The sequence below is a fragment of the Nostoc sp. TCL26-01 genome (assembly GCF_013393945.1).
In the GTDB taxonomy this organism is placed as follows: domain Bacteria; phylum Cyanobacteriota; class Cyanobacteriia; order Cyanobacteriales; family Nostocaceae; genus Trichormus.
Genome location: NZ_CP040297.1, coordinates 674701 through 686949 on the forward strand (window position 1 = coordinate 674701; position 12249 = coordinate 686949).

8 protein-coding genes are annotated in these 12249 nt (G+C 42.3%); 4 read left to right on the plus strand and 4 right to left on the minus strand.

Annotated features, from left to right (window positions below; genetic code table 11):
- Nucleotides 1-120: 120 nt before the first annotated feature.
- Nucleotides 121-1794, plus strand: coding sequence for an L-aspartate oxidase (nadB, locus tag FD725_RS02815; RefSeq protein WP_372726717.1), 1674 nt, complete (start codon nucleotides 121-123; stop codon nucleotides 1792-1794).
- A 213-nt stretch (nucleotides 1795-2007) separates the two neighbouring features.
- Here the strand turns inward: nadB and FD725_RS02820 are convergent, their stop codons facing one another.
- The 4 genes from FD725_RS02820 to btpA form a co-directional block, all read right to left on the minus strand.
- The gene (locus FD725_RS02820; protein WP_179046720.1) at nucleotides 2008-2241 is read right to left on the minus strand and encodes a hypothetical protein; all 234 of its coding nucleotides are present in this window, start codon (nucleotides 2239-2241) and stop codon (nucleotides 2008-2010) included.
- Between the two features lie 613 nt (nucleotides 2242-2854).
- The gene (locus FD725_RS02825; protein WP_179046721.1) at nucleotides 2855-5044 is read right to left on the minus strand and encodes a CHASE2 domain-containing protein; all 2190 of its coding nucleotides are present in this window, start codon (nucleotides 5042-5044) and stop codon (nucleotides 2855-2857) included.
- A 625-nt stretch (nucleotides 5045-5669) separates the two neighbouring features.
- Nucleotides 5670-6650: a vitamin K epoxide reductase family protein gene (locus tag FD725_RS02830; RefSeq protein ID WP_179046722.1), complete on the minus strand. Its 981-nt coding sequence runs from the start codon at nucleotides 6648-6650 to the stop codon at nucleotides 5670-5672.
- Nucleotides 6651-6781: 131 nt separating this feature from the next.
- Nucleotides 6782-7636 (minus strand): photosystem I biogenesis protein BtpA, encoded by an 855-nt coding sequence (gene btpA, locus FD725_RS02835; protein ID WP_179046723.1) that lies wholly within the window; start codon nucleotides 7634-7636, stop codon nucleotides 6782-6784.
- A gap of 799 nt (nucleotides 7637-8435) precedes the next feature.
- Here btpA and rimO point away from each other — a divergent pair.
- The 3 genes from rimO (at nucleotide 8436) to FD725_RS02850 (ending at nucleotide 12075) form a co-directional block, all read left to right on the plus strand.
- Nucleotides 8436-9758 carry a 30S ribosomal protein S12 methylthiotransferase RimO gene (rimO, locus tag FD725_RS02840; RefSeq protein ID WP_179046724.1) on the plus strand — a complete coding sequence of 441 codons (1323 nt, stop codon included), beginning with the start codon at nucleotides 8436-8438 and terminating at the stop codon, nucleotides 9756-9758.
- Nucleotides 9759-9817: 59 nt separating this feature from the next.
- A complete protein-coding gene (locus FD725_RS02845) occupies nucleotides 9818-11353 on the plus strand; it encodes a DEAD/DEAH box helicase (protein ID WP_179046725.1) in 1536 nt (511 codons plus the stop codon).
- Nucleotides 11354-11496: 143 nt separating this feature from the next.
- The gene (locus FD725_RS02850; RefSeq protein ID WP_179046726.1) at nucleotides 11497-12075 is read left to right on the plus strand and encodes a Uma2 family endonuclease; all 579 of its coding nucleotides are present in this window, start codon (nucleotides 11497-11499) and stop codon (nucleotides 12073-12075) included.
- Nucleotides 12076-12249: the final 174 nt, after the last annotated feature.

The window sequence follows — 12249 nt, forward strand, 5'->3', positions numbered from 1 at the left end:
GGTGGGAGTCTTATTATTGAAGAAAGGTATTGGTGATTGGGTACTGGTGATTGGGTATTGGGAAAACTCTTCTCCAGTTCCCAGTCCCCAGTCCCTAGTCCCCACTCCCCATTTCTAACCTTGACAGATATTCCTCTCCAATTTGATGTTTTAGTAGTCGGTGCTGGTGCAGCTGGGCTGTATACAGCGCTGTGTTTGCCAGAATCTTTACGAGTCGGTTTGATCACCAAAGAAACAGTTGCTTTGTCGGCTAGCGATTGGGCGCAAGGTGGTATAGCCGCAGCGATCGCACCGGATGATTCTCCGGCTTTACACATTGAAGATACACTCCATGCAGGTGCTGGTTTGTGTGACATCACCGCAGTAGAATTTCTTGCCCAAAAAGCACCCAGTTGTATTCAATCTCTGGTGAATTTGGGAGTAGCTTTTGATCGTCATGGGCAAACCTTAGCGTTAACCCTGGAAGCAGCCCATTCCCGTCACCGTGTTCTTCACGCCGCCGATACCACGGGTAGAGAAGTGACAACTACCCTCACAGCCCAAGTCTTACGTCGTCAAAATATCCAAGTGATTCAGCAAGCTTTGGCTTTAAGTTTGTGGCTGGAACCAGAGACAAATCGCTGTCAAGGGATTAGCCTGTTTTACCAAGGTAAAATTACCTGGGTGAAAGCTCAAGCTGTAGTCCTAGCAACTGGTGGTGGTGGACAGGTATTTGCCCAAACTACCAACCCCGCAGTCAGTACAGGCGATGGAGTAGCGATCGCTTGGCGGGCTGGGGCAATTTTGCGAGACTTAGAATTTGTGCAATTTCACCCTACAGCCCTGACTAAACCTGGTGCTGATCGTTTTCTCATCAGTGAAGCTGTACGTGGTGAAGGCGCACACCTAATTGATGACACAGGACGACGCTTTGCTTTTGACTATCATCCAGCTGGGGAATTAGCCCCTAGAGATGTTGTCAGTCGGGCAATTTTTAGCCATCTGCAAAGTACTGCCATTGATCTTGCCACAGCCCATGTGTGGTTAGATATGCGTCCGATTCCCGCCGATAAGATTCAGCAACGCTTTCCCAACATTGTGAAAGTTTGTCAGCATTGGGGAATTGATGTCTTTCATGAACCCATCCCTGTCGCCCCAGCCGCTCATTACTGGATGGGGGGAATTGCTACTGATCTGCAAAATCAAACCAATATTCCCGGCTTGTATGCGGTGGGAGAAACTGCCAGTACGGGAGTACATGGTGCGAACCGCCTAGCCAGTAATTCTCTGTTGGAATGTATTGTGTTTGGCGCACAGTTGGCTAATATTCAACTGGCAAATGAGAACATACACGTACAAATTCCCGAATTACCATTACGAAAATTTAACATTGATGCGAGTGAATGGTACAGCCAAAAAAACCAGTTAGCTGCTTTACGAAAAAAGCTACCGCGTTTAGTCTGGCAAAGTGCCGGGATTTGTCGAGAACATTCAGTTTTAGCTGAGGCGATCGCCACTGTAGAATCTTGGCAGCAAGATTTTGCTAAATTGCCTCTGAGTCAATTTTTGTTATCTCTACGTCCCCAAGAACCTGTTAGCTTTAGTTTTCCTGATGCTGAACAGCAATTACGGCTATGGGCGGAAACAGGCAATTTACTCGATGTGGCTGATTTGATTCTTAAGAGTGCTGCTTTTAGAACTGAAAGTCGGGGTGGACACTACCGATTGGACTATCCTCAACCTAATGCACTTTGGCAAGTCCACACACTAGTACAAAAACACCAATGGAGCAAATCTTCCTTGTTGAAATCTTAAATATTGCTTAAGTATATTCTACTAAGTGCTTTATTTCCGTATACTCTATTGCAATACACAAAAAACATACTAAAAATACCTATGTTTGGTTTTACTAAAACTAAAGCCGTGACGTAGACTAGTAACCATAAAAAGTACTGAGCTTTTGACATTGTAGTCACATAGCTTTTCTAGAGTGTTTGCTTGTTAATAGCAATCCTGCAAAAGCAATGATCAGCGAGTACCGCTACCATGTTGGCTGTCAGGACCACCATAGTTAGGCGGTACGTATGTACCTTGCGAGCCTTGTGAGTATTCATCAGATGATCTGACAAGTAAATTCTCATTGCCAAAATTACTAGCGGACAACCTGCGAAAAGTTCCTGTAGCATCAGCCACCTTGGGGATGATGAGGCTAGCAGTGAGGCAAAATATCAAAACACTGAAAATCGTTAAATTGGTTTTCATAAATTTAAGCTCACATTCTAAATCTTGATTTAATTTGGCGTTTTATCTGATCTACAGAGAATGGAACACGTTTTTCCAAAAAAAATTGAATTCAGGTAAATTTGTTTATTTTGACTGAGAAATACTTTTTGTAGAGGTCGTCAAAATTGGTACTCTAGTAAAAATTCATTCAGAATTTCACTAAAAATACTAGACAACTAAGAGATATACCCTTAACGCGATGTCTAGCATCGGTCTAAGGGTAGAAGTATTGTTAAATCTAAAATTGTGTATATTCATTAATTACCACAAGAGAATTATCCCTACTGTATTTTTTTAACATTATTTTAACATTCTTTAGTGTAAACACTCACATACTTTTTTATAAAATATGTAAAAACACTGAGAAAATTCTTGCCCTAAAAACTTATAGCCTCAGAAATAAGTAAATTTTAGGCAGTAGGATTACTATTATATTGATTTTTTATAAATTTGGCCTATAAAAGCTCAGTATGGATAATTCTTGATGAAGATTGAGTCCTGTGAGCATGAGTAAAGGTAACTAATTTCCCACCCCACCACACAAAACTTGCTGTTTATTCGTTGCTGGGAACCTTAAACCCACAGGATGTTGTTAATCCAACTCAAAACGGTTTTTACCAAGATGCTTGGCGCGATACATCGCAGTATCTGCTTGTTTGAGTAATGTATCGGCATCTTCGCTGCTTACAGGATAAATACTGATGCCAATACTGACAGATACTCTGGTGGTACATCCGTTTAAAACAATTGGCTCAGTGATATTGGCTAAAATCTTTTCCGCTATTTTAGTAGCTACTTGAGCATTAGGTATTGCCCGCAGAATTACTGTAAATTCGTCACCACCTAAACGAGAAACTGTATCACTAGCACGGAGAGAGTTACTGAGTCGTTGGGCAATCACAACCAAGAGGCGATCGCCCATCTCATGACCCAGGGTATCATTAACTTGCTTAAACCCGTCTAGATCAATGAAGAGGATTCCTAGTAAGAGATGATTATTTTTAGCCCAGTTGATTGATTCATAAAGCTGTTCTGCAAAGTATTTACGATTAGGTAAACCCGTGAGGGGATCATGATAGGCTAAATAACGTAAATGGTCTTCTTTGAGCTTTAATTCATTATTAGAACGAAACAATTCAGCCGCCGTACGCTTGAGTTCCTCTTCCATTAATTTACGTTGAGTAATATCTCGAATTACCCCAACTAAAAAGAAATTCCCAGCAACATCTTTGTGGAGCGATCGCTTAGTAGCAATCAAATGGGTTTTGCCGTAAGCATCAGTAAATTCTTCCTCATTTTCTTGGGGTCTTTGAGTTGAGAACACCAACTCATCCTGCTGACGAAAAACCTCAGCTTCATGTTTAGGAAAAAAATCAAAATCAGATTTTTCTAAAAGTAATTTATCAGGATAGCCAATAAATCGACAGTAAGCCTCATTTAAAACAATCCACTGATGTTGCTCATTTTTCACAAAAATAGGATCAGCGATCGTATCAATTACCTGCTGCAAAAATTCTTTAGAACGTTTGAGTTCTTCCTGCATATGAGCAAGATAACTAGTAATCCAAATTACTGAACCACTAAAAGTCAAAAGTGATGGAATTAACGGTATCCACCACCCCAAGAAAAAAGCCACATATGTACAGAAGAACAGTAACAAACAAGAAACTAAAACAGTCAAAACACTCGGAAAAGGTCTTCTGACACGCCATGTTGTCGCTGCACCCACATAAGCCCAAGCAAAAATCCATAAACATTCCCACAAATCAGACCAAACTTTTAATAAAGGTCTTCCCTCTAATGCCGCAGAGATTAATTGACTGATAAAATAAGCTTGTAATTCAATACCTGCTACAGGCTTTGCTTCTTTCATTAGCCGACTAGAATAGGGAATGAAAACGTAATCTTGCAGACTTGGTGCTGTAGAACCAATTAACACAATTTTATCTTTGAGCCAGCTTTTTGGAACTTTATTCGCTAGCACATCTACCATACTCACTTGACGGAAACTACAAGGTTCGCCAACACAATTTGGGTAGCGTGGTTTAGGAAAATTAGACAATATTTGATAGCCTTTAGCATCAGCTCTAACATAAGCGCCATCATTCTCTTGGAACCGAGTAAAAACTGCTTTACCCAAACGCAAATACTCAGAGTTAGTAGCTGCTTTTGGGAAAATACCCTCTGTTTTTAAATATAATAAAGCTAGTTTTAAGGCAAAGCTTTCGTGCGCCTCTTTGCCTGTATGCCAATACAACAAACTCCGACGTACTTTGCCATCAGGATCATAAAGTAAGTTATTAAAACCGATTTGCTCAGGTTTTAATCCTGGTGGTGGTGGAACCTGATAATTTTGGTTATGTCCTAATAGCTGAGTGCCAATTAAATTTGGCATGGTTTTATAAGTCTCTACTAGAGTTCCATAACCATTCTTAGCTGGTAAATTGCGGTAAATATCTAACCCAATAGCACGAGGTTGATTTGCTTTTAATTTTTGTAATAACTGAGCAACTACACTATCTGGAAGCGGAAATCCTTGACTTAATGCAGCTTCATCTATGGCGACAATAGTAATGCGATCATCAGGTGGTTCATTGGGACGGAAGTGAAAAAATTGATCTAGTGCTGCTAACTCTAAGGATTGCAGTAATCCTAGAGAGCGTAACAATAGAACACAAACCACGACGCTAGAGGCAGTAAATAATTCTCTTTGTCCTCGACTAAGCGACTGTTTCAGCCCGAAAATTAATTTCACAAGACGCTTGCCTAGTTGCTTACTCATTCCCATTACCCACTGGGAGAATATTCTCTGGATATACAAATATTGCCTAGCTATCAAATAGCTATCAACCATCAATCACAAACTCAACGTATCTACTCAGAATCTTTTAAATTCAGTCACATTCCTCCAGATCATCTTGTTAAGAACTATAGAAAATTATTGCTCAAAACTCATGATCTGAACCAAAGTATAACTGACAATTTCTGATCTATATCGCACTTCTATTGTTTGTTCTCTGTTGACTCCCATATTAGAGTCAACTCTCAAAATTTAGCAGCAAAATAGTCTCATACTTGATTTTGAGTCTAGGATTTTGTGCTTTACGTAATTGCAAACTGGTTTAAATATTGTTTGTGAATAACAAAAGTATATTTTCCTTAACTTCTAATTGCCACCTTTTTCGGAAGAAAATCGGTGTAACTGTCTATTCAAGAACCACTCAGATAAGTTAAGAATAATTACGAGTATTGACGGTAAGTAAATATACGCAAAACCTGATTATGATAAGTTCTAAGCATGAGTTAAGTGCATCAGTACGAATAATTTCTTGATCTTGCTGGGTTCTCTCGCACTGACACACTCTCAATTGGGAATTTTCTGATCCTGGCAAAATCCCTAGCAGCAATTACTTAAAATACTTAAAGTTGCTTGGGCCTGTATAACCTGTAATTTTTGCCAACTCCGCTAGATTTTGGACTCCGCTATAGCTTTTACCATTGATAATCCAAGTAGGGTAGCTTGTTACTTTCGCAGCTTGACACAATTCTGGTTTACCCTTGGGGCTATCAGGAGCGCATTCCGTCTTAATACTATCGTCGATTATTTGGTAAGCCTCTTTACCAAAGAGTAACTTTTGTTCGTGGCAATGAGGACACCAATAAGCAACATATTCTTTAGCACCTACTTTCACTAAATGGCGTGCTAAAGCGATTTCAGCTTCTCCAGAAGTTGTGTTAATTTCCCAGCCAAATTCGGGATTTGGATTAGTTTGAGGCACAAAAGCCGATATTTGTCCAGGAGGTATGCTAGATTGTCCGCCTGGTTGGTTAACTCCTGCATAGATACCAAGAGTACCGATCAGTGTCACCATACCAACAATCAGAGCAGTCAAGAGAATTTGCCCAACGTCCTCCCAATCATGACCGACAATTGTCACCACCAGGAGACTGAGCGAGAACAACGCCGACGCAATGCAATATGGGCAAACAGCTTTAATTTGAAATGCCAATAAATACATTAGATAGCCACTAAAAACGGACATAGCGATCGCTCCTACTAATAGCAATCGCCACGTCAGATTTTCTAGAGGTTTGCGGCTGTTGTTTTCCCCAGCTTTCCAGACAACAGGCGCTAAAGCTAAAATCAGCATACTTGTATAAGCCAACAGCCCAAACAAAGCTAATGGCTGTCCAAAAATTGTGGCCCAAGGACTAGAAAGTACATCATTACAGCCTTTAACACCAGCTTGGGCCACACAAGCAGGACTACCGCCAGTTAACTTTTCTACAGTGATATAGCCAGTAGTCAACGCACCAAGTAGAGCGATCGCGGCGATAATCAGACGCGACCATTTATGAATCCAAGGAGTAGAACGGCGACGAATCATAGATGGGAAGAATTAATTCAAAATTCAAAATTCAAAATTCAAAATGAAAGAAGGGAACAAGGAAAAAATTATTTATAACTCTTTTTCCTCACTCTCTTACTCACTACTCAGCACTCACTAATCACTACTCCCTAAGAATGTAGACTCACCGAGGTAGGAGAAACTGATTTATTCTCACCTGGAGAATTCCAACTGCGATGAGCTGCTTCCACAAACTGACTGACGCGAATAGGGTCAATTGGTTGCTCAATTCGACCTTGACGTTTCAAAGAACTGGAAACAATCACACCATTAGCAGCCGGCAATAGTGTAGCAATATTTTCCCAATTTGCTCCACTGCCAATCAACACAGGTGTGCCATTGGCTGCACCACAAGCTAATTCCAAATCTTCTTGGTTCGGTGGGCTACCAGTTGCCCAACCAGATAAAATCACAGCATCGGCCAGTCCTCTTTCAATTGTGTCTTTGACAGCAACTGTGAGATTAGGTGAACTGAGTGGTCTAGCGTGTTTAACGAGAACATCAGCCAAAATTTTCACATCACAGCCCAATTCTCGCCGATAGCGGAGTAACTGATGTGCATCTCCCTCAATTAATCCTTGATCCGTTGCCATTACGCCTGTGAGGACATTGACACGAATGAATTGCGCCCGCACACAACTAGCGATCGCCATTGCACTTTTGGCATCATTTCTTAAAACATTCAACCCAATCGGCAATGTCACCAAATTTTGTATCCGTTGCACAACTACAGTCATGGCACTCACAACTGCTGGGTCTACTTGATTTTTAGTGAACGGTGCATCAAAAAAATTTTCCACAATCAACCCATCTACACCGCCACTAGCTAGAGCCGTTGCTTCTCGTTCTGCACGGTCAATCACTGCTTTTAGGCTACCTCCCCAACGGGCAGAAGTGGGCAGAGGGAGCAAATGAACCACACCGATAATAGGTGTGCGAGTTTTAAATAGTTGGTGTAAGTCCACGTCTTTCAATTATTGTGAGGGTCGGGGATTGGGAATTAGGAAATTGGGGATTGGGGATTGGGTATTGGGTATTGGTCATTAGTCATTGGTCTTGAGTGCTGAGTGCTGATTAGCTATTAATTATTCTCCCCTGCTCCCTACCTCCGACCTCTAACAGTCTCCTCATCTTCCCCAGTCCCCAGTCCCCAGTCCCCAGTTCCCAGTCCCCAGTCCCTTCCCTAGCGTCAAATTTGTTTTAGGCCAGTTATTTTACTGCTTCCTTCCCAAGACAGAATTTAGCGTAAAAGTTACCATAAGATATGTTAAGATAAATCTTGACTACAAGAGGAGTTTGCCACTCACAACACGTAAGGCAGCTTCCCCCAGTTTAGGCACACTGCCCACGGTTAATCGTCGGTCATGCCTATCTCAGGGTAGCATTACTGCTTTATTAGGCGTAGTCGCAAGTGCGATTTCCCTGAGGGTAGCGACTTCTCACAACCAGCCCTTTGGGCGGCTTCCCGATGGGTAAATTAACAAAGGACACGCTGCGGTAATGTAAAATACCAACAGACGAAATTGTTAAAAAAAAATAAAAGTGTCGGATTTATTTCAAGACACTTCATCTAACCCTGGGAAACAGACTAATAGGAATATCATAACATGACCTAAGATTGTCAAGGTCAGGGGCTGATGGGCAGTGGCTGACAGTGGCACAAAAACCATGAAGGTGCTGTCAATTGGGGGTGCAATGCACAAAAAGCGAACCTACGTACTTTGTGTTTAATAACAAGAAAAAACCGGAAGATTTTTTCAAAATATGGGTGAAAAGCCAACAATAGCAATTTCTCACTTGGGCTGTGAGAAAAATCGGATTGATACAGAACATATGTTAGGACTGCTCGTAGAAGCAGGTTATGGTGTAGACACAAATGAAGAATTAGCGGATTACGTCATTGTCAATACTTGTAGTTTTATCGAAGCGGCAAGAGTTGAATCTGTCAAAACTTTAGTAGAACTAGCAGAGTCAAATAAAAAGATCGTCATTACAGGCTGCATGGCGCAACACTTCCAAGCACAATTGCTAGAGGAGTTGCCGGAAGCAGTAGCTGTAGTTGGCACAGGCGATTACCATAAGATAGTTAACGTCATTGAACGAGTAGAGCAAGGGGAACGGGTTAAAGAAATTAGCGCCGAACCTATGTATATTGCCGATGAAAGCACACCGCGCTACCGCACTACTACTGAAGGCGTTGCCTACCTGCGAGTGGCAGAAGGGTGTGATTACCGTTGTGCATTTTGCATAATTCCCCACTTACGAGGTAACCAGCGATCACGTACCATAGAATCCATAGTTGCTGAAGCCCAGCAGCTAGTAAAACAAGGTGTACAAGAAATTATTCTGATTTCCCAAATCACCACCAACTATGGTTTAGACATTTACGGCAAGCCCAAATTAGCAGAATTGTTGCGTGCTTTGGGGAAAGTTGATGTACCGTGGATCAGGATGCACTATGCTTATCCCACAGGGCTGACCCCAGATGTGATAGCGGCAATTCAGGAAACGCCCAACGTCTTACCTTATTTAGATTTGCCCCTACAACATTCTCACCCCGAAGTTCTCCGCGCCATGAACCGTCCCTGGCAAGGGCGTGTCAACGATGAAATTATCGAGCGCCTGAAAACAGCCATTCCCGGCGCTGTATTGCGGACAACCTTTATAGTCGGCTTCCCAGGAGAAACAGAAGCACACTTTGAGCATTTACTAGAGTTCGTCCAACGCCATGAATTTGACCACGTGGGTGTATTCACTTTTTCCCCAGAAGAGGGAACCCCCGCATATCAATTAGCCAATCAGCTACCACAAGCTGTGATGGATGAACGCCGCGATCGCCTCATGGCACTCCAGCAACCTATTTCTTGGCGAAAAAATCAGCAGGAAATCGGCAAAACCGTTGAAGTCCTGATAGAGCAAGAAAACCCTGAAAGTGGGAAATTGATTGGTCGTTCTGGCAGATTTTCCCCAGAAGTCGATGGTCAAGTCTACGTCGATGGAGAGGCAAAATTAGGAACCATCGCATCCGTCAAAATTCACAGTGCTGATGAATATGACCTGTTTGGTCAAGTAGTCAGCCTCAACTGAAGCAAATGAGTTTCAGTGAACAAGTCTAAAAGTAAAAAGAACAAAATCCAGGAGAGTTGATGAATCTTTCTTTTCAAGAACTAGGTATTTCCCAGGAACGTGTTGAGCATTTAGAAAAACTCGGTTTTACCGCACCGACTAACATTCAGGCTCAAGCTATCCCCCAACTGTTATCAGGTCGGGATGTAGTTGGTCAATCACAAACAGGTACAGGTAAAACAGCAGCATTTTCACTGCCAATTTTAGAACGGCTAGATGGGCAGCAAAAAGCAGTACAAGCTCTAGTGTTAACCCCCACCCGCGAGTTAGCCATGCAGGTACATGATGCAATGGCGCAATTTGTCGGTCATAGCGGATTGAAAACCTTAGCAATTTATGGTGGACAATCAATTGATCGACAAATCTTGCAACTCAAACGCGGCGCACAAATCGTTGTCGGTACTCCCGGACGAGTCATTGACTTACTAGAACGGGGTTGTTTGAAACTTGATCAAGTCAAGTGGTTTGTCTTAGACGAAGCCGATGAAATGTTAAGCATGGGCTTTATCGATGATGTGGAAAGAATTCTGTCCCAAGCACCCCAAGACAGACAAACAGCCTTATTTTCAGCTACAATGCCGCCATCGATTCGGATGTTGGTGAATAAGTTTTTGCGATCGCCCGTCACAGTCACCGTCGAGCAACCAAAAGCCACACCCAACAAAATCAATCAGGTAGCTTATCTTGTCCCTCGTCACTGGACAAAAGCCAAAGCCTTACAACCAATTCTGGAAATGGAAGATCCAGAAACCGCATTAATTTTCGTTCGTACCCGACGCACCGCCGCCGAACTCACCAATCAACTGCAAGCAGCTGGTCATAGTGTAGATGAATATCATGGCGACTTGTCCCAGCAAGCACGGGAAAGATTATTATCTCGGTTCCGCAATCGTCAAGTGCGCTGGGTGGTAGCCACAGACATTGCTGCACGCGGCTTGGATGTCGATCAACTATCTCATGTGATCAACTACGACCTACCCGATAGCGTCGAAACCTATGTACACCGGATTGGTCGTACTGGTCGTGCTGGTAAAGAAGGGACAGCAATTACCCTAGTACAACCCTTTGAGCGTCGCAAACAGCAGATATTTGAACGTCATGTCCGCCAAAATTGGCAACTCCTGTCAATTCCCACACGGGCGCAAATTGAAGCACAGCACATCCTGAAATTGCAAGGACAAGTCAGAGAAGCTTTGACTGGCGAACGTTTGGCTTCATTCTTACCCATTGTCAGCGAATTGATCGAAAAATATGATGCTCAGGCGATCGCTGCTGCTGCATTACAAATCGCTTACGATCAAACTCGTCCCGCTTGGTTAAGTTCTGATATCGAAATTCCCGAAGAAGTGGTTTCCTCTCCCAAACCTAAACTCAACAAACGTCGTGAGTCATCTGGCGACAGAAATCGCAGCAGTTGGAACAAATCAGAGTCCAACAACAACGACGAAGACAGACGCGGTACACCCAAGCCCAAATTGCGCACAGGTCGTCGTGAGTCTTCTATTGCACCAGGCAATCAAAAGTTAGGTTCTACAGCTAGAGAATCAGCTTCTTAGTCATTAGTCATTAGTCATTAGTCATTAGTCTTTGACTATTGATGATGTAACTAGGACTTTAGCTAATAAGCTAATAGTAGCTAACAGTTTCTATCAGCTTGTAGGAACATAGATATAGATAAAGATGTACATTACCTAGTCTTATGTTCACAATCTCAGACTTAGAGCAGCTACAAGCTGAACATCCAGAATGGCAGATGGAACTGGTGGACGGTAGTATTCTGATTATGGGGCCATCAGATTATATTTCAGAAGAAATCGGTGTAGAGTTAGCAAGGCAACTTGCTAATTGGGTACGCCCACGTAAGTTAGGACGGGTCACTGGTTCTAGTGCTGGTTTTATTCTGCCCAGACTGGAAACGGAAAACGGTAACATAGCTGATCAGGAAAAACGCAATCTCCGCGCTCCCGATGTGTCTTTTGTGCGTGCGGAGAGGCTCAAAATCAGCAAACGCGATTTTGTAGAATTAGTCCCTGACTTGATGGTAGAAATTAAATCCAAGTCAGACCGGATCAAGCCTTTGGAAGAAAAAATTCAACTATTTTTAGAACTGGGATGTACGGTGGGAATTCTCATCGACCCAGATAAGTTAACATTAACTGTTTACAGACTTCACCAAGAACCAATAATTTTAGAAAATAACGATAAACTGACATTACCTGATTTATTGCCAGATTGGGAGTTGACAGTATCAGAACTGTGGCCGCCTGTGTTTGAGTAAATAAAAATAAATTTTGTTTAACTTCTCTGTGTTACGGACAAAGGAGCTAGTATAAAATACCTACATCCTCACACCCCTTTTCCCGACAGTACATCAGTCAAGTCAAAAATCCGATTAAATTAAAAAGATAACTGATCGCTGATCATCTAACCCTATCTCTGGTTGCCATAACCA

Bases quoted from the DNA above. Each gene is read 5' to 3' on its own strand.
- FD725_RS02820 (WP_179046720.1), bottom strand. From the start codon at position 2,241: ATGAAAACCAATTTAACGATTTTCAGTGTTTTGATATTTTGCCTCACT.
- FD725_RS02825 (WP_179046721.1), bottom strand. From the start codon at position 5,044: ATGAGTAAGCAACTAGGCAAGCGTCTTGTGAAATTAATTTTCGGGCTG.
- FD725_RS02830 (WP_179046722.1), bottom strand. From the start codon at position 6,650: ATGATTCGTCGCCGTTCTACTCCTTGGATTCATAAATGGTCGCGTCTG.
- rimO (WP_179046724.1), top strand. From the start codon at position 8,436: ATGGGTGAAAAGCCAACAATAGCAATTTCTCACTTGGGCTGTGAGAAA.
- FD725_RS02845 (WP_179046725.1), top strand. From the start codon at position 9,818: ATGAATCTTTCTTTTCAAGAACTAGGTATTTCCCAGGAACGTGTTGAG.
- FD725_RS02850 (WP_179046726.1), top strand. From the start codon at position 11,497: ATGTTCACAATCTCAGACTTAGAGCAGCTACAAGCTGAACATCCAGAA.